Here is an 18576-nt window from a genome sequence, read left to right on the forward strand (position 1 = left end):
CCCCGACGATGCCGCCCTTGAAGGGCAGCCCGCCCTGCACGTTGAGCTTCATCGTGACGGCCGCCGTGTGCCAGCCGCTGGCCGCGAGCCCCTCGAACAGCGTGCCCTTCGCGACCGCGTCGTCCAGGTGGAACCCCTGCGGATCGAACTCGCGGGCGAACGCGAGGATCTGCGCTTCATCCACGGCGTGCGTGCCGCTGACGAACCGCTGCCCCACCTGGAGGTCGTCCAGGAACAACGCCCCGCGCTCACCCGGCTGTGACATGGCCATGACAATGCTCCCTCACGCTGCGTGCGTCGCGCGATGATAGTGCTCACTCTCCGTGGGTGGATCCGCCAATCCATGACAGACTGGGGCCTATCCGAATCCTCTTCTCGATTGCCTTCTGGGCCTTCTTCGCGCTGTCCAGCACGGCGCTCTTCATTGGAGCCGTCCTGCTGTGGGCCGTCACGCGTCCGTTCGACGCGGATGGGCGCGTGCTCCACCTCTACTCATGCTTCTGGGCACAGCTGTACTTCTACGTGAACCCGCTGTGGCACCTGCGGGTGGAGGGCCGCGAACGGCTGCCGTGGAGGGGCGCGGCGGTGCTCGTCGCCAACCACGAGTCGCTGGGGGACATCCTCGTCCTCTTCGGCCTCTACCGGCCCTTCAAGTGGGTCTCCAAGGCGGAGAACTTCAAGCTGCCGCTCATCGGTTGGAACATGCACCTCAACCGCTACGTGCCGCTGGTGCGTGGAGACCGCGCGAGCATCATCCAGATGATGGCCGGGTGTGAGCGCTGGCTGTCGCGCGGCATCCCCATCCTGATGTTCCCCGAAGGCACCCGCTCCAAGGACGGCGAGGTGAAGCCCTTCAAGGACGGCGCCTTCACGCTGTCCATCCAGCAGCGCTGCCCCATCATCCCCGTCGTCCTCACCGGCACCGCACGGACCATGCCCAAGCACGGGCTGGTGTTCCGGCAGTCGGTCCATGCCCGGGTGCGCGTGCTGGAGCCCATCGACCCGGCGGGCTTCGGCGGGGACGTGCAGGCCCTGCGTGACCACGTGCGCGACGTCATTGTTCGCGAAAAGGCGCGCATGGAAGCCGAACGTTGAACATCACGCGCCCGCGCCGGCCGTCATGAGATGAAACCGTCGGCCCGCGAGCGCCTCGGGGTATGAGCACCGCGTGCTTGTCGCCCTGCCTCCCCACCGCGTCGTCCCCCTCCTCGCCGTCCTCCTCCTGGCGCTCGCGGCCCCCCGTGCCCGCGCCGAGGACACCCCACCGTCCATTTCCGGACGCTCGGAGGTGGCGGAGGTCGTGGTGGACAGCCCGGGCAAGACGAAGCCGGGGACGGTCAGCTCCTACGCGCAGCTGGGCGTGGGAGACCCCGTCGACGACGAGGAGCTGAAGAAGGTGGAGCGGCGCCTGCTGTCCACGGGCCTGTTCCAGGACGTGCATGTCCGCACGGAGCCCCTGCCCGACGGCCGCGTGCGGCTGATGCTGGAGGTGAAGGACAAGGCGTCGTGGGTGGTGGCCCCCACGGTGACGCTGTCCTCCGGCAACACCGGTGGCGGCGTGCTCTACGCGGAGAACAACCTGGCGGGCCGCGCGAAGAAGTTCGCCACCGGCGTCCAGGTGAGCACCGGCGAGAGCGGCCTCTTCGTGGGCTACCTGGATCCGCTCGTCTTCGGGTTCCCGCAGCTCAAGTTCAGCCTGGAGGGACTGCTGCGCAGCGACCGCGTGGACGAGTACCTCCCGGACGCCAGCCAGGACGACCCCGCCGTCGTCCGGCGGACGCGCCTCAACTCGGCGTCCGGCGCCGGCGAGCTGGGCTTCATCCTCTTCGAGCGGGTGCGCGCGGCGGCGAAGTACCGCCTGTCCAGCATCGACGCGCAGGCCCCCGACCCCGAGAAGCCGGTGACGGAACAGGCCTTCTCCACCGGCCCGTCCCTGCTCGACACGTCCGTGCGCTTCATGGTGGGCCTGGACTCGCGGCAGACGCTGCACGCGGTGACGGAGGGCATCAACGTGGAGGGCTCCTACGAGGTGTCCGCGCCGGGCGTGGGGAGCGAGTTCCACTACCGCAAGTTCGGCGTCCTCTACCGCCACGGCGTGCGCTTCTTCAAGGAGCACAACCTCATGCTGCGAGGCGAGCTGTCCGTGGGAAAGGACCTGCCCTTCCACCAGGAGCTGGTGATGGGAGGCAACACCCTGCGCGGCTTCCAGTACCGCCAGTTCCGGGGCGACACGCGGCTCACCTTCACGGCCGAGTACCACTTCCCGCTCTTCACCATCAAATCCCTCGCCTTCCGGGGCGTGGGCTTCTCCGACACGGGCGTCATCGCCTTCCGCGAGCTGCCCGAAGACGGGCAACTGCGCGATGCCAACGGCCGCGTCATCCGCGGCTACCTGCCCGAGTCGAAGTCCGGCCTCGAGAACGCCACCGTGGCCCAGGGTGTGGGCGCGGGCCTGCGCCTGTACCTGAGCAACGTCGTGCTGCCCCTGCTCGGAGTGGACGTGGCCTACGGCGTCAACTCCGGGCAGGTGCGCGTCTACCTCGTCGCGGGCGTCACGCCTTCGTGACGGCAGACGCCCGGACCTACTGCGGCGCCACCGCGCAGACGAACTTCCAGGTGGTCGAGTAGCTGGACACCACACCCCAGTTGGTCAGGGGCGTCGCGCTCGAACAACCCGACTCGCGGATGCCCACCAGCGTCGTCCTGGTCGCGTCGCTGTAGTAGTTCACGTGCGTCCCGTAGGTGTTTCCACCGCCGCCAACGGGGGTCAGCTGGGTCTTGTCATCCGCGACCGGCGTGGAGGGTGACTGGGATTCGTCCGCCTCCACTCCACCGCCACACCCCGCCAGCTGGAGCGCGAGGACCGCCAGGGAAGAAATCAGCAGACGCTTCATCATGTATCTCTCCTGTTTTGCGTGGAGGGCAATCCTATCGAGGAAGCGCCTGGGAAATCCATGGCTCGCGAGATCGACTAGGGTAACCCGAGAATTCGGTGTTTTTCCTACCGAATCCAGACAGGGCTCCCCCATGCGTGGATTGAAGACCGTCGCGTTGCTCGCGGCGGTGACGTCCGTGTTGTCCCCCGGGTTGTCGCGCGCGCAGTCGATTGCGGCGGCGCACGTGTATCACAACCACATGCCCAACTTCTGGCCGTACTACGACGTCTCGCAGTACGCGACGACGCCCGTGGGCGGCCCCATCCGCTACGCCTACGACGCGCAGGTCATCCAGCTCAAGCAGTCCCCGCCGGCGAACTACACGTACTTCCTGCCGTCGGGCGCGCCCATGCCGCACGACGACCTGGTGACGTACTACTCGCACAACGCGAAGACGGGCGCGTACCTGTACTGGCCGCCGGACGTCGCGCAGGACATGCGCACCAACGCGGCCACCGGCCAGGTGCACGTGACGATGTCCGGCGCGGTGGTGAACAACGTCAACGACCTGTCCACGCGCAAGAACGTCGCGGGCTACGACAACGCTGCGTGGGGTTCGCCGTGGAAGGCGAAGTACGACGCGCTGCGCACCCCCGCCGGCAAGCGCTCGTTGGACCTCATCCACTTCACCGGGCACCACAGCATGGGGCCGCTGGTGGGGCCGGACTACTTCCTCAAGGACCTCGTCTACCAGAGCGCCACGCTCGCGCAGCCGTACTTCCTGGGCGGCAGCTTCCAGTCGTCGCCGGGCTTCTTCCCGACGGAGCTGGGGTTCTCCGAGCGGCTGGTGCCCACGCTGGCGAAGCTGGGCATCCAGTGGTCCGTCATCGGGGACAACCACTTCTCGCGCACGCTGAAGGACTACCCGTTCCTCAACGACCCGGGCGCGGACACGCTGGTGTCCCCGCCCAACCGCGCGGACCTGCAGAACACGAGCGGCGTGGGCAGCTGGGTGAGCGCGCAGATGGCGCACGAGCAGCAGACCATCCGCAACAAGTACCCCTTCGCCTCCACGCCGCACTGGGTGCGCTACGTGGACCCCGCCACGGGCGCCGAGTCCCGCGTCGTGGGCATCCCGGTGAACCAGAACGGCTCCTGGCTGGAGGGCTGGGAGGGCTCCGCGACGGTGGACGTCGTGAACCTCCAGAGCTTCGAGGGGCTGGTGCCGCAGCGGCAGTTCTTCGTGCTCGCCCATGACGGCGACAACAGCGGCGGCCGGGCCGGCTCCGCGGACACCTGGTACAACGGCCGCACGGCCACCTGCGCCGCGGGCGTGCAGTGCGTGGGCATCAGCGAGTACCTCACGGCCCACACGCCCGTCGCGAGCGACGTCGTGCACGTGCAGGACGGCTCGTGGGTGGACACCCGCGACTCGTCGTCGGATCCGCAGTGGCACCACTGGCGCCTGCCCATGGGCATCTGGAAGGGCCAGTTCCCCGCCTTCAACACGGCCACCGGCCTCAACCTGGCGCCGAAGACGAACCTGAGCGGCCTCCAGGAAGGGATGACGGTCTCCTTCGAGCACGGCTGGCACTACCTGGAGCGCAACTTCGCCCAGCTCCAGGCCGCGCTCGACTACGCGAGGACGGCCGAGCAGATCTGGCTGGATGCGCACCCCAACCACTGGAAGCCCACCACGGCGCTCGACAGCCAGGTGACGCACGCGGGCAACCAGCTCAACCCGTGGATGTACGCGTTCCCCGTGAAGGGAGACGCGGCCAATGACTGGGCCGGCGGCGCGAACCCGGCGGAGCTGGCCTGGTACTTCCTGCTGCCCGCGATGGACTCCGGCTTCGGCTACTACGACGAGAACGTGGACGACATCGTCAAGCCGACGCTGTCCTTCAACCAGTCGCTCTACTTCTCCAAGCCCTACGTGCAGGACCGGCTCACGCAGGACCGCACGGGCCCTGCCGTGTGGTGGGCCCAGCGCTGGCCGTACAACCCCGGCAGCGCCAACACGGACAAGTCCGAGGGCTGGACGCTGCACCACTTCAACAACGTGTTCGGCCTCTACACGTATGCCCATGACGTGAGCGGCATCGCCAGCATCAAGGCGCGCGTGCGCGTGCACACGGCGAAGGTCATCGACCCCACGGACAACACGCACAAGGTCTATGACCCGGCGGCGCTGAAGGCGGCGGGCGTCCCGAACATCGACCCCGCGCGCGTGGGCGCCTGGGTGGACCTCCCGCTCAAGCGCAGGGACCTGCGCCCGTCGATGAACGGCGTGTCCTGGCAGCCCGCGCACCTGGCGGTGATGGCGAAGGTGCCGGCACAGGAGACCGGAGACCTCTACTACGTGACGACGGGCAGCTACCGCGACCAGCTGCTCGACTACTACATCGAGGCCACCGACACGCGCGGCAACGTCACCCGCGGTGAGATCCAATCCGTCTACGTGGGCGCGGGCCGCTACACGCTGACGGGCGGCAAGTACGTGGAGGATGTGAATGGCGCCGTGACGGGCACGTCGCCCTTCCTGGTGGTGGACACCACCGCGCCCTCCGCGCCCACGGGCCTCGCGGCGGCCACGCGCACGGACCGCTCGGTGAAGCTCGCGTGGACAGCCTCCACGGACGACGTGGGCGTGGCGGACTACCTCGTCTTCCGCGCGGGCACGCAGGTGGGCACCAGCGCCACGCCGTCCTTCACGGACACGGGCCTGACGCCGAACACGACCTACAGCTACACGGTGAAGGCGCGCGACGCGGCGGGCAACCTCTCCGGCGCGAGCAGCGCGCTCTCCGTCACCACGCAGGCCCCGGACACGGTGGCACCGTCGGTGCCCACGGGGCTTTCGTCATCCACGGTGACGAGCTCGTCGGTGGCGCTGTCCTGGACGGCCTCCACGGATGATCAGGGCGTCGCCGGCTACCTCGTGCTGCGCGAGGGCGTGCAGGTGGCGGCCGTCGCCGGGACGACCTACACGGACACGGGCCTCTCCTCCTCCACCACGTACCGCTACACCGTGAAGGCCCAGGACGCGGCGGGCAACACGTCCGCGGCGAGCACCGCGCTCCCGGTGACGACGGGCACGGGCTACACCACCACGGTCTATTACAAGAAGGGCTTCGCCACGCCCTACCTCCACTTCCGCCCGGCGGGCGGGACGTGGACGACGGCCCCGGGCCAGGCCATGCCCGACGCGGAGGTCGCGGGCTACGCGAAGCTCACCGTCAACCTGGGCGCGGTAGACAAGCTGGAGGCCGTCTTCAACAACGGCAGCGGCACGTGGGACAACAACAACGGGCTGAACTACCTGTTCCCCGCGGGCACCTCCACGTTCAACGCCGGCACCATCACGCCGGGAGGGCCGGTGGTGGACACCACTGCGCCGTCCACGCCGACGGGCCTCGCGGCGCCGTCAAGGACAGACACCTCCGTGTCCCTGTCCTGGACGGCCTCCACGGACAACGTGGGCGTCACGGGCTACCTCGTGTTCCGCAATGGCACGCAGGTGGGCACGCCCACGGGCACCAGCTTCACCGACACCGGGCTCTCCAGCGGCGTCGCGTATGGCTACACGGTGAAGGCGAAGGACGCGGCGGGAAACCTCTCCGCGACGAGCACCACCCTGTCCGTCACCACCAGCACGGGTAGCACCGCGACCGTGTATTACAAGAAGGGCTTCGCCACGCCCTACATGCACTACCGCCCGGCGGGTGGAACGTGGACGACGGCCCCGGGCCAGGCCATGCCCGACGCGGAGGTGGCCGGCTACGCGAAGCTCACCGTCAGCCTGGGCAGCGCGACGCAGCTCGAGGCGGTGTTCAACAACGGCAGCGGCACGTGGGACAACAACGGCGGGCTCAACTACTTCCTGCCGGAGGGCACCTCCACGTTCACCGCGGGCGTCATCACGGCCGGCGCGCCCTCCACCGACACCACGGCGCCGAGCGTCCCCACGGGCCTCGCATCTCCGTCCAAGACCGCCACGACGGTGAGCCTGACGTGGACGGCCTCCACGGACGCCAGCGGCATCGCGGGCTACGACGTGTACCGGGCGGGGACGCTCGTGGGTTCGCCCACGGCCACGGCCTACACGGACACCGGGCTCACGCTGGGCACGGCCTACAGCTACACGGTGCGCGCCCGGGACAACGCCGGGAACGCGTCCGCGCGCAGCGGTGCCCTGAGCGTCACCACCGCGACGTCCGGCGCCTCCGTCACCTTCCGCGAGACGGCGAGCACCGTGCAGGGGCAGAACATCTTCGTCGTGGGCAGCCTGCCCGCGCTGGGGAGCTGGAGCCCGGCGGCGGCCATCGCGCTCTCGCCGGCCAACTACCCGACGTGGGACGCGACGGTGGGCCTGCCCGGCTCCACGGCGTTTGAATACAAGTACATCAAGAAGGACGGCGGCGGGAACGTCGTCTGGGAGGGCGGCACCAACCGCGCCTCGACCACACCGGCCAGTGGAACCGTGACGCTCAACGACACCTGGAAGTAACGCGTCGTCGCAGCCGGAGCCCCCGCGTGCTCACCCTGGGCGCGGGGGCTCTTCACCAGCGACTACTGCTCCGTGATGAGGTCGGTGTACTCGCTGCCGCTGATGGAGTTGTTCCACTTGGTGGAGAAGCCCAGCGCGTGCTGCGGATCCACCACGTGGGGCGCGGCCACCTTCGCCACGTCCAGGCGGGTGATCTCATTGTTGAAGAGGTCCAGCACCATGCCGAACTGCACCGCGGTGAGGTAGACGCGCTTGAGCATCTTGCCCGCCTTCTCCTCGCGGACGATCTCGTTGCTCTCGCTCTTGAGCGACTGGTAGAAGCCGCGCCAGGTGCTGGCGTCCATGGGGAACTGCCCGTCGCGCCGCGTGGTGCAGCCCTCGTCCGAACGCGTGCCACAGTCGCGGAACGAGGGCTCGCTCTGGACCTCGCGGACCTGCACCGTCTCCCCGTGGCCACGGCCCGAGTGCGTCGTCGTCCGCGTCTCCGTCCGGGTCTCCGTCGTCGTCGTGGTGCCACCCCGCACGCGCACCGAGGCGCTGCCCTCCCCATCCGTCCCCGACGTCCGGATCTGGATGCGGGCCGCGGGCATGTCCTGGGTGTCGGCGTCCACCTGCATGTCCATCTCCACCTCCTGGGCGAAGGAGACGGAGGACACGAACAGGGACGAAGCAAGCACTGCGCGAACGAACGGGGTCATGGGGTCTTCCTGGAGGGTCGAGAGGCGCGGGGAGGCCCGCGCCGTGGGCGGTGCACCGCCGCGACCTCCGTACGAAGGATGGGTGGATTTATTCACCCGGAGTCAGTCCTTCCTGGCAGGTGGCTGATATGGACCGACCCATGAACCGAGCCCCACTCCCTTCCCTGCTCCCCCGGTCCTTCCTGGCGCTCGTTGGCGTCCTCGCGCTCGTGGTCAGCGCGTGCGGCGAATCCGTCACACCCATCGCCGAGGCGCGAGCGCTCGAGACGGGTGCAACGGTGACGGTGGAGGGCTACGTCTCCGTGCAGCCGGGCGCGTTTGTCTCCGCCCTGGGTGACGAAGGCTTCGCCGTGCAGGACGGGACCGGCGGCGTCTACGTCAAGATGGACGCGAAGCAGACCTTCGGGCGGGGGGCGCACGTGCGCGTCACCGGCACGCTGGACGAGCAGAACCAGCTGCGCATCCTCAAGGCCGCTCCCGAGGACGTCGAGCTGCGCTCCGGAACGCAGGAGGTGTCCCCGAAGGCGGTGAGCACCGGTGACGTGAACGAGTCCGTGGAGGGCCAGCTCATCACCGTCGCGGGCGCCGTCACCCAGCCGTTCCAGGACGACTCGCCCTACGGCTACAAGCTCTACATCAACGACGGCTCCGGTGAGGTACAGGTGTTCGTGCACGTCTCCGCCGGCTTCGACAAGGCGACGCTGCAGGCGCTCTCCGTCGGTGATTCCATCAGCGTGACGGGACTCGCCGCGCAGTACGAAGCCACCTACGAGGTGGCCCCGCGCCAGCCGGACGATCTGCGGCGCGTGGCCCCGAGGCCGTAAAGACCCCCCTCATCATGCCGGGGCCGCTGGCATACCGCGTGCCAGTTTCGGGCTGGCTGGAGCGTCGGATTCCATGCACTCCACCGGCCCGTTCCCCAGTTGGCGTATCCACTCGACAACGCGTGCCTGGAGACCGGACGAGCGGGCAGGTTCCATCCGTACCAGCAGTGCCAATCCATCGGGGTCCCAGGCGGACGAACGAGGGCTGGCATGGACGGACTTCGAGGAACAGCGGTGGTCTTGTTCGCATGTGCGAGCGTGCTCGGGCCGGGCGTTGCGTGGGCGCAGGCGCCTGGCGAGGACGACTCCGGCGACGTGATGTCGGAAGAGAAGCTGGAGGCGCTGCTGGACACGCCGACGGCGCAGCCTTCCCAGGACGAGCTGACGGCGGAGGCGTTCGGACCGGAGAAGCTCACCTCCTACTTCGCGGAGGGACTGCTGGCCAAGGCGCGGGCGGAATTCAACCGGGGCCGGTACAAGTCGGCGCGGGCCCTGCTCGCCACCGAAACGCCCCCTTCCCTTCCGGGCCGCTACCTCCAGGCGCAGAGCGCGTTCCTCGCGCGGGACTTCACCACCGCGGCCGCGGAGTTCACGGCGCTCGCGGAGGACTACACCTCGCTGCGCGACCACTGCCTGATGAAGGCCGCGGAGTCCCATGAGCGCCTGCACAAGCCCCTCCGCGCGGCCGAGCAGTACGGCGCCGTGAGCCCGGGCTCCCCGCGCTACCCGGACGCGCGCTTCGCGATGGCGCGCGTGCTCAAGCGTCAGCTGCGCATCACGGAGGCGATGACGGCGCTGCAGGAGTTCATCGACAGCCGGCAGGCGCGCGGACCGGATCCGCTCCGGATGAAGGCGCTGCTGGCGTACTGCGACCTGGCCCGTGCGGCGGGCCAGTACAACGCCGAGCACCGCGCGCTCCTGGAGGTCTGGGCCACCGCGCCGATGTCGCGTGAGGCGGACCGCGCGCGGGCGATGCTGCGCGACCTGCCCCTGCCCATGAAGTGGCGGGTGCGCCGCGCCGAAGCGCTGGTGGAGCTGCACCAGAACAACGCGGCCATGACGATGCTGACCCGTTCGGGTCCTCGCACGGAGCTGCCGGATGAGCTCGCGTGCCGCGCGCAGCTCACGATGGGCCGCGCGCTGCGCAAGGAGCGGCTGCACCGCCGCGCCATCCAGGTGCTGGAGCCGGTGGCGCGCGAGTGCATGTCCCCCGAGCAGCGCCCGCAGGCGCTCTACCTCCTGGGCTATTCGCAGTCGGTGGTCCAGCCGGAGGCGGCCATCGAGACGTACGCCACGCTGGCCAAGGACTACCCGGAGCACGGCTACGCCGACGACGCGCTCTTCTTCGAGGCGTGGACCCTCCAGCGCGTGGGCCGCACGGACGAAGCGCTGTCGCGCTACATGGAGCTGGCGACGCGCTACGCCTCCGGCAACTTCGCCGCCGAGGGCCTCTTCCGCGCCTTCTGGCTGCACTCGCGCAAGGGCGACACCACCGCCGCGCTGGCGTCGCTCACGGCGGTGGAGCAGCTTCCGGAGGCCGCTCGCACGGACGAAGCGCTGTGGCGCGCGAAGTACTGGCAGGCGCGCATCCAGGAGTCCGGCGGCGCGCTGGACTCCGCGCTCGCGCGCTATGAGCTCATCGCCACGGAGCGCCCCGCGGCCTGGTACGGCCTGCTCTCAAGGGCGCGGCTGGCCCAGCACGCTCCGGAGCGGCTGACGCGACTGATGCAGATGTCCGCCGCGACCGCGGTGACGACCGTGAGCACCACCGCGCCCGCCGCCGTGCCGGCTTCCGCGCCGGGCGCCGCTCCGGGGTCCGACGAGGTCTGGCCCCTGCCTCCCGGCCCGCTCCAGAAGGATCCGCGCTTCGCCGCGGGCGTGGAGCTGCTACGCCTGGGACAGCCGGGCGTGGTGGAGGAGCTGCTCGCGGTGGACACGCGTGGACTGGCGGAGGCGCCCTCGCGGCTGCTCTACCAGACCATCCGCCGCACGGGCCGAGGTCGCGCCACGCGGCAGGTGGCCCGCATGTCGCTGCGCCAGGAGGCCTCCGGGCCGCTGAGCGCCGCGTCGCGGCCGGTGTGGGAGGCCACGTGGCCGCTCGCGTTCCGTCCGCTCATCCAGAGCTACTCCCGCTCGGCGCGCGTGGATCCGGACCTGTTGCAGGGACTCATCCGCGAGGAGAGCCGGTTCAACCCGCGCGCGCGCTCCTCCACGGGGGCGCTGGGGCTCGCGCAGCTGATGCCCGCGACGGCGCGGCAGGTGGCGGACTCGCTGAAGATGGCGGTGGATGAGGCATCGCTGCTGCAACCCGCGCCGAACATCCGGCTGGGCGCGGCGTACCTGGGCCAGCTCCTCAAGCACTTCGACGGCAATCCCGCCTACGCGGTGGCCGCCTACAACGCCGGCCCGGCCGCGGTGGAGCGCTGGCGCAAGGCCCTGCCCCAGGCGGAGCTGGACGAGTGGGTGGAGCACATCGCCTTCGAGGAGACCCGCGACTACGTCAAGCGCGTGCTCAGCAGCTACAGCGCCTACAAGCTGCTCTACGCGAACCAGGTCCCCACGACCTTCCAGCCCGCCCGCAAGGCGCCGCTGGAGGCCGCGCGCACACCGTCCGTGAGCCCCGCGACGGGCACGGGTGGCAGCGGCAGGAACGTGGCGACGCCGACGTCCTCCGTGTCCGCAGGGCGTTAGGCCGCATCCCAAGGCCCGACGCACAACGCCGGACGGACCCCAGGGGAGACCCGGGGCCCGGCCGGCGCCAGAAGGACGCGTGCTACTTCGCGCCTTCGGGCAGCGTGATGGACTCGGAACGGATGGTGAACTGGCTGGCCACCGCGTTCACGTCGATGCCCGTGAAGTGACGGTACGGATAGGCGCCGTCCGCGATGGTCTCGACGAACGCCACCTCGTCACCGACGATGGACTTGCCGTCCACCGTCGCCGTGAAGGTGGTGTTCTCCGCGCGCACGCGCCACACGCAGGCGCCCACGTCCGCCGCCGCCGTCCGCGAGTGCATGTCGATGTCGAAGTCGTTCAGGAACCAGGCGTGCATCTCCGCCCAGCGGAGGAAGTCCCGCCAGTTGGTGAAGGTGATCATCATCCCGGCCGGCTGGGGGCTGGACGTGACGAGCACGCCCCCGCGATAGATGTTCATCGTGTAGCGCGAACCGCCCGGCGTGCCCGTGAAGGTGGGCGCCATGTTGACCGTGTTCGCCTCGCGACCCGGGGTGATCCTCAGCGTGCTGACGACCTGATCCGCGTCACGCGCGGCGAGCTGGAGCCCGCCCGTCTGGCCCAGGCTCACCGCGGTGCGCTGCTCCCACTTCACGGCCTTCGGGAACGTGCTGGCGACGCCGTCCGTCTTGGCGAGCAGCCCGGAGACCGCCAGGCCTTCCTTCACCGTCGCGAGCTTCGCCTGGCCCAGCGCACAGCTCGTGATGCCGTCGAACTGGTTGAGACACTGCTGCGCCGCGGACTCCTGCGTGTGGAGCGAATCAGAGGTCTGGGTGTCGTCGGCGCCGCCGGCACAGCCCGTCATGCTCAGGAGCATGGAAGCCAGCAGGGTGCCCGTCATCTTCAGGTGCATGCACTACCTCGTCGTGGGGTGGACTGCGCAGCCCACCCCTGCACCCCTTGCGCCAACACCTCCCGTCTGTCTGTTTTCACTCACGTTTGTCATGGATTGAGAAAACAGATGTAACGGCAAACGTCACATGAAACAGCGTATTTGTAGCAAGGCAGGTCACAGGGGGCCGGAGGCCACCCCGTGGCGATGACGCAGGCTTGAAACCTGGATTCATGGAATGTGCCGCGGCGCACAACTTGTGACCGGCCCGGTCGGATAATCTGGGGAGCGCGGTTCCTCCCCCGGACTCCCCCACCATGGCCACGAAGATCAACGACAGCTCGCGCCCCCTTGCCTCCGTCTCGCGGACGTCCGCGCAGGACGCGCGGGCTTCGGAGGCGAAGTCCCGGAACCGCCCGCTCGCGTGGAAGGACGGCTTCGAGTCGTCCGGTGCGCGCCCGCCGCTGCCCCGCCTGCCGGCGCCGCCCCCGGTGCTGTCGCTGCCGCCGCCCGTGACGACGACGCCCGTGCCGCCGGAGGAGCCCACCGAGCCGCCCGTCGCGGACGACTCGGATCCGATGAAGCACATCGAGTACCTCGCCTCCGACGCGTTGAAGGGGCGCAACAGCCCCTCGGAGGGCCTGGACGCGGCATCCGCCTACGTGCAGGAGCACGTGCAGAAGTACGGCCTCGTGGGCCCGAACTCCAACAACCCGGAGAACCCCTTCCAGCAGAAGTTCAACGTCTTCTCCTTCGCCGGCTCGGCCGCGGCGGAGCAGGGCGCGACCCACGCGCCGCACAAGGACTTCGGGCACAAGACGTTCGAAGAGGGCTTCTACCTGGACGACAAGATGCCCAGGGAGACGCTGGCCCTGCTCAACCGCCAGTACGAGAGCACGATGAAGGCGGCCGGCAAGCCGCTGGTGCCGGCGCGGGCGGGGACGCAGCGCAGCGTGGAGGAGCTGCGGCAGGTGGCCACGGCGACGGGCCAGGCCGTGAACACGATGGCGATGCTGCCCGGCACCGGGCCGCACAAGGACGAGGTCATCGTCGTGATGGCCCACCTGGACCACGTGGGCGTGGACCGCAAGGGCAACGTCTTCAACGGCGCGGACGACAACGCGTCCGGCAGCGCGGTGCTGATGGCGGCGGTGCCGGAGCTCGCGGAGGCGCAGAAGCGCGGCGAGTTGGATCGCTCCGTGCTCTTCATCTGGACGGGCGCGGAGGAGAAGGGGCTCGTGGGCTCCCAGTACTTCGTGGACCACCCCATCCCCGGCGTGGAGCTGAAGAACATCGCCGGCGTCATCAACACGGACATGGTGGGCCGCTGGGATGATCAGCGCCTGTCCGTCGTCGACACCAACACCAAGGGCCAGCCCAACTACTTCCGGGACGTGGTGGACCAGGCGAACCAGAAGCTGGCGGATCCGTTCGACCGCATCAACCGGGACATCAACGTCTACCGTGACCGGCAGGACGGCGCGTCGTTCGGCCGCAAGGGCGAGGACGTGCTCTTCCTCTTCGAGGGCCTGTCCAACCCCGAGGGCGGCGGCGACCTCATCCCCGAGTACCACCAGCAGGACGACGACATCGGGAAGATCATCGAGGACAACGGCGGGCAGAAGCCGCGCCGCGTGAAGGACCTGATGGTGAACGTCATCCACCTCGCGGCGAACCGCACCACCGCGCCGTGACTAGACTGGGGGGATGAGCGCCCCCTTCCCTCGCATCGAGGTCGCGCAAGGCAGCCTGACGGACGGCTCCGAGCGCGTGCTGGTCAACGCCTCCAACACGAACGTGCAGCTGGGCTCGGGCGTGTCCCGGGCCATCCGGCTCGCGTGTGGCCCCACCTACCAGCAGCACATCACCGAGGCCCTGCAGGCCCGCTTCCGCGGCCCCATGGAGCCGGGACAGGTGCTGGTGACGGACGCGGGCACGCATCCCCGGGCGAAGTGGGTCGCGCACGTGGCGGTGATGGACTACCGCCACGGGTACTCCGGGAACTCGGCGCCGAACCGCGCGCGCATCCAGGTCTGCTGCGTGAACCTGTGGAACGCGCTGGAGTCCCTTGAGGCAGCAGAAGACGACGGCACGCCCCTCTCCGTGGCCATGGTGGCGCTGGGCGCGGGCACCGGCGGCCTGGGCGTGAACGACCCGGTGTCCCTGGCGTGCACGACCCTGAAGACGCACCTCGCGGCGCGCGAGCACTCCCGCATCGCGCGCGTGGTGTTCTACGGCTACGAGCTGCCGGAGTACCTCAACACGCTGGAGGTGGTGACCCGGCACTTCCCCCTGCCGGAAGACGCGCTCCCGGCGGAGGTGCGCGACTACCTGGCGCGCAAGCGGACCGAGCCGTAACGGCCCGGCGGACGGCTTCAGGCGGCCAGCTTCTCGTCGGACACGGGCTGGCCGGCGAGCGCCTGCAGCTCGTGCTCGCTCAGCACCAGCTTCTCCTCGGAGCCCCGCCAGACGAACGGGATGCCCGGCTGCCGGTAGAGGTGGGCCGGGATGTCGCGGGCGAGCTGCGCGTGGAACTCCGGCAGCTTCGACCAGTGCAGCCCGTGCCGCGTGTGATGCGCGGTGTGGTAGCCCAGGTTGCCCGTCATGAGGTTATAGCCGCGGTGGAGGATGTTGTACGACGCCTCCGCGTGCTGCTCGGTGTTGAGGTCCACGTGGTGGAAGAAGGTGGCCCACACGGTGACGAAGAGCGACGCCACCATCGGCAGCAGGAAGACGAACAGCGCGTTGTAGGGGTTCACCCAGAACAGCCCCGCCAGCAGCACCGCCTGGAGCGCCGCCATCGCGATGAACAGGCGCAGCGCCTTCGGGTGCTGCTTGCGGCCCACCTCCAAGGCGCGCGGATACGCGGTCAGCATGGTGCGCAGCGAGTACTCCAGCTCGCCCATCGTCGTGCCGTCATCGCGCTTCCAGCGGGACTCGTCCTTCGTCTGATCCAGGTAGTTGCGGTGGTGGCCCACGACGTGGTGGAGGAACCACGCCTGCGACGTCACGCCCGTCTGGAACGCGAAGATGATCTCCAGGAGCCGGTTGGGCAGCGCGTGCCGGAACATCGTCAGGTGCTGGTGGTGGTGGTTCCACGCGCTGATCCACCCCTTGGGGATGATGCCCAGCGCGAACCACAGCACGGGCACCCACCAGCTCCGCGCCGTCAGGAACACCGTCACATCGAGCGCGAACACGCCCGCGAACATCAGGACCGGGATGCGATCTTCAGGGTGCCGGAACAGGGTCATTCGCCTTCCACGACAAGAGGGACCAGGGAGGATTTGCTGACTTTCCGACTGTAAGTCGTGAAGCCCCACCTGGAACAGGCCCCCACTGCGTCCCCTTCCTGCGTTCTTCCGCCGCAGGCCCGCTTTTCACGAACACCCGTGGGGACACGGGCCACGCCGCCTGCCCGTCCCTTGCAGCCCGGGGACTTCGTGCAGGTCGCCCGCTTCTTCGCGATGGTTTCACCAAGGCGGTAAACCATGTAGACACACTGAACTTGTCTTTCTATTCTTTCAAGAATCGCTGTCCTGGTTTGTGATAAACGGTCGCCCCAGACCTTTCGGTAAAGGCCCTGGAGGCGTCATGCGGAACCAGACCATCGAGGCGGCGCTCGCGAAGAATCCCCACCGGGAGCAGCTCATCAAGCACCGGTTCTTTGAAGTGGTGGACGAGAAGGCCTTCAGCCACGAACAGGCGGAGATGGTCCTCGGCCAGTGGTGGCACCCGCTGCACTACTTCCCCAGCTTCCTGGGCAAGCTCATCGCCATCTGCCCGCAGATGGAGATGAAGACGGCGGTGACGCACATCCTCAACCAGGAGGTCGGTGAGGGAGACCCCGCGCGCGCGCACGAGCGCTTCTTCATCCAGACGATGACGGACGCGGGCTTCACCCGGGCCGGCGTGTCGGAGGCGCAGATGACGCCCGCCACCCGCCGCTTGATTGACGGCTACCAGCGCTCCACGGACAGCCACCTCACCGGCCTGGGCTTCCTCTACGGCACGGAGGTGGCGGACCTCACCATGGTGGCCAAGCTGGGCAAGCTGGTGCGCCGCACCACCGGCCTCAAGTCGCTGCCGTGGGTGGACATCCACGTGAAGCAGGAGCCGGACCACGTGGAGACGGCCGGCCACACCGTGGGGCTGGCGTACACCGACGCGGAGCTGGCCACCATCACCCGGGGTGCGGAGGAGATGTGGCAGCTGTGGGTGGGCTTCTTCGAGGAGCTGCGCAACCGCGTCGTTTGACCCGCCCCCCGCACCGCGGCCAACCCCCTGGAATCCGTGCACGTGTGCACGGAACACTGGCGAATCTCTCCAGGTAGGGTAGGTCACGGCGCGTCACGGGAGTGTTACACCCTCGCGCAACCAGCTCCCGCGGCGGACAGCGCCTGTTGCCCCAGGCGCCGAGGGAGACGCCATGCTCGAAAAGCTGATGCCGAAGTCGGACGAGTTCTTCGACGACTTCGACGCGCAGTGCTCCAGGACCGTCGAAGGAGCCCGGCTCCTGCACGAGCTCCTGAGTGACTACCGGGACGTGCCCACGCGCGTCCAGGCGCTCAAGGACGTGGAGCACCGCGGAGACGAAGTCACCCACGCGGCCTTCAACCGCCTGCACCAGCAGTTCATCACCCCGTTTGATCGCACGCAGATCCACTCGCTGCTGTCGCGCATCGACGACGTGTTGGATTTGACGAACGCGGCGGCCGCGCGGCTCCTGTACTACGAGATTGAGTCCACCCGGCCGGATGCCGCGGAGCTGGCGCGCCTCCTGGTGCTCTCCACGCTGAAGGTGCAGGAGGTCGTCGCCGCCCTGCGCCTCATCAAGAAGCCGGAGCAGATCCTCGCCGGCTGCAAGGAGATCAAGAGCCTGGAGTCCCAGGCGGATGAAGTGCTGCGCTCCGGCATGGGCCGCCTGTTCAAGAGCGGCGTGGACACCCTGACCATCATCAAGTGGAAGGAGATCTACGACCTCATCGAGACGGCGACCGACAAGTGCCAGGGTGTCGCGAACGTCATTGAAGGCGTCGTGCTGGAGCACTCCTGAAATGCTGCTCGCCGCGGTCGTCCTCATCGTCATCGTCGCGCTCATCTTCGACTTCATCAACGGCTTCCACGACGCCGCGAACTCCATCGCCACCGTCGTGTCCACGCGCGTGCTGTCGCCGAACCTCGCGGTGGCCTGGGCCGCGTTCTTCAACTTCGTGGCGGCGTTCGCGGGCGGCGTCCACGTGGCCAACACGATGGGCAAGGGCATCATCAACTTCGAGATGCTCCGCGCCGCCGGCCCCACCGCAGTGCTGATGGTCATCTTCTCCGCCCTCATGGGGGCCATCACCTGGAACCTGCTCACCTGGTGGTGGGGCCTGCCCTCGTCGTCGTCGCACGCGCTGGCGGGCGGGATGATTGGCGCCACGCTGCCGGTGCTGGGCTTTCAAGGGCTCGTGGGCTCGGGCATCGCGCGCATCGCGGCCTTCATCGTCCTGTCGCCCCTCATCGGCATGCTGCTGGGCATCACGATGATGCTGGCCAGCACCTGGACGGTGCACAAGCAGACGCCGCTGCGCGTGGACACCTGGTTCCGCAGGCTCCAGCTGGTGTCGTCCGCCATCTTCTCCTTCAGCCACGGCAGCAACGACGCGCAGAAGGTGATGGGCATCATCGCAGTGGTGCTCTTCGGCACCATCTGGAGGGATCGGCCGTTCCACATCGACTGGTGGATGATCATCTCCTGCCACGCCGCCATCGCCACGGGCACCTTCTTCGGCGGCTGGCGCATCATCCGCACCATGGGCCACAGCCTCACGAAGCTGGCGCCCATTGGCGGCTTCAGCGCGGAGACCGGCGGCGGCGTCACCATCATCGCCCTGGCGGAGCTGGGCATCCCCGTCTCCACCACCCACACCATCACCGGCGCCATCGTCGGCGTGGGGTCCACGCGCGGCTGGCGCGCCGTGAAGTGGGGCACCGCCGGACGCATCATCTGGGCGTGGGTGTTCACCATCCCCGCCGCCGCGCTGGTGTCCGTGCTCGTCTACGGCCTCACGCTCGCGGTGGTCCGGCTGGTGGGCTGAGCGGCAGCCCCCCTACTCCA

At 68.9% G+C, this 18576-nt stretch carries 15 protein-coding genes; 10 read left to right on the forward strand and 5 right to left on the reverse strand.

The window, feature by feature from the left end:
* A partial coding sequence (locus D7V97_RS05920; RefSeq protein WP_255424752.1) for a MaoC/PaaZ C-terminal domain-containing protein occupies positions 1–271 on the reverse strand: 271 nt, incomplete at its 3' end.
* A gap of 56 nt (positions 272–327) precedes the next feature.
* Between D7V97_RS05920 and D7V97_RS05925 the strand changes: the two genes are divergently transcribed.
* Positions 328–1095: a 1-acyl-sn-glycerol-3-phosphate acyltransferase gene (locus D7V97_RS05925; protein WP_233582537.1), complete on the forward strand. Its 768-nt coding sequence runs from the start codon at positions 328–330 to the stop codon at positions 1093–1095.
* 73 nt (positions 1096–1168) lie between these two features.
* Complete coding sequence (locus tag D7V97_RS05930; RefSeq protein ID WP_120609613.1) at positions 1169–2566, forward strand: BamA/TamA family outer membrane protein; 1398 nt, start codon at positions 1169–1171, stop codon at positions 2564–2566.
* A gap of 16 nt (positions 2567–2582) precedes the next feature.
* Here the strand turns inward: D7V97_RS05930 and D7V97_RS05935 are convergent, their stop codons facing one another.
* Complete coding sequence (locus D7V97_RS05935) at positions 2583–2897, reverse strand: hypothetical protein (protein WP_120609614.1); 315 nt, start codon at positions 2895–2897, stop codon at positions 2583–2585.
* A 130-nt stretch (positions 2898–3027) separates the two neighbouring features.
* Between D7V97_RS05935 and D7V97_RS05940 the strand changes: the two genes are divergently transcribed.
* On the forward strand, positions 3028–7386 hold the full coding sequence (locus tag D7V97_RS05940; protein WP_120609615.1) for a carbohydrate binding domain-containing protein: 4359 nt from the start codon (positions 3028–3030) through the stop codon (positions 7384–7386).
* A 62-nt stretch (positions 7387–7448) separates the two neighbouring features.
* Here D7V97_RS05940 and D7V97_RS05945 read toward each other — a convergent pair whose 3' ends face one another.
* Positions 7449–8084 carry a DUF4476 domain-containing protein gene (locus D7V97_RS05945; protein ID WP_120609616.1) on the reverse strand — a complete coding sequence of 212 codons (636 nt, stop codon included), beginning with the start codon at positions 8082–8084 and terminating at the stop codon, positions 7449–7451.
* A 140-nt stretch (positions 8085–8224) separates the two neighbouring features.
* Here D7V97_RS05945 and D7V97_RS05950 point away from each other — a divergent pair, with 140 nt between their 5' ends.
* Entirely contained in the window at positions 8225–8908 is a 684-nt protein-coding gene (locus D7V97_RS05950; protein WP_120609617.1) for a DNA-binding protein, read from the forward strand.
* Between the two features lie 210 nt (positions 8909–9118).
* Positions 9119–11599, forward strand: coding sequence for a transglycosylase SLT domain-containing protein (locus D7V97_RS05955; protein ID WP_120609618.1), 2481 nt, complete (start codon positions 9119–9121; stop codon positions 11597–11599).
* Between the two features lie 82 nt (positions 11600–11681).
* On the opposite strand, the gene D7V97_RS05960 is transcribed toward D7V97_RS05955, so the two are convergent.
* Positions 11682–12494, reverse strand: a complete 813-nt coding sequence (locus D7V97_RS05960; protein ID WP_233582538.1) for a hypothetical protein — start codon at positions 12492–12494, stop codon at positions 11682–11684.
* A gap of 296 nt (positions 12495–12790) precedes the next feature.
* Here D7V97_RS05960 and D7V97_RS05965 point away from each other — a divergent pair, with 296 nt between their 5' ends.
* Both D7V97_RS05965 and D7V97_RS05970 read left to right on the forward strand, forming a co-directional pair.
* A complete protein-coding gene (locus tag D7V97_RS05965) occupies positions 12791–14167 on the forward strand; it encodes a M28 family metallopeptidase (RefSeq protein ID WP_120609619.1) in 1377 nt (458 codons plus the stop codon).
* Between the two features lie 13 nt (positions 14168–14180).
* Positions 14181–14831 carry a macro domain-containing protein gene (locus tag D7V97_RS05970; RefSeq protein ID WP_120609620.1) on the forward strand — a complete coding sequence of 217 codons (651 nt, stop codon included), beginning with the start codon at positions 14181–14183 and terminating at the stop codon, positions 14829–14831.
* 17 nt (positions 14832–14848) lie between these two features.
* Here D7V97_RS05970 and D7V97_RS05975 read toward each other — a convergent pair whose 3' ends face one another.
* Entirely contained in the window at positions 14849–15727 is an 879-nt protein-coding gene (locus D7V97_RS05975; RefSeq protein ID WP_120609621.1) for a fatty acid desaturase, read from the reverse strand.
* A 340-nt stretch (positions 15728–16067) separates the two neighbouring features.
* Between D7V97_RS05975 and D7V97_RS05980 the strand changes: the two genes are divergently transcribed.
* The 3 genes from D7V97_RS05980 to D7V97_RS05990 all read left to right on the forward strand — a co-directional run bounded on the left by D7V97_RS05980 (position 16068) and on the right by D7V97_RS05990 (position 18556).
* Entirely contained in the window at positions 16068–16730 is a 663-nt protein-coding gene (locus tag D7V97_RS05980) for a TenA family transcriptional regulator (protein ID WP_120609622.1), read from the forward strand.
* Between the two features lie 172 nt (positions 16731–16902).
* Complete coding sequence (locus D7V97_RS05985; protein ID WP_120609623.1) at positions 16903–17529, forward strand: DUF47 domain-containing protein; 627 nt, start codon at positions 16903–16905, stop codon at positions 17527–17529.
* Position 17530: 1 nt separating this feature from the next.
* On the forward strand, positions 17531–18556 hold the full coding sequence (locus tag D7V97_RS05990) for an inorganic phosphate transporter (RefSeq protein ID WP_120609624.1): 1026 nt from the start codon (positions 17531–17533) through the stop codon (positions 18554–18556).
* The last annotated feature ends 20 nt before the right edge of the window (positions 18557–18576 follow it).

This window comes from Corallococcus sp. CA053C (genome assembly GCF_003611675.1).
Lineage (GTDB): Bacteria > Myxococcota > Myxococcia > Myxococcales > Myxococcaceae > Corallococcus.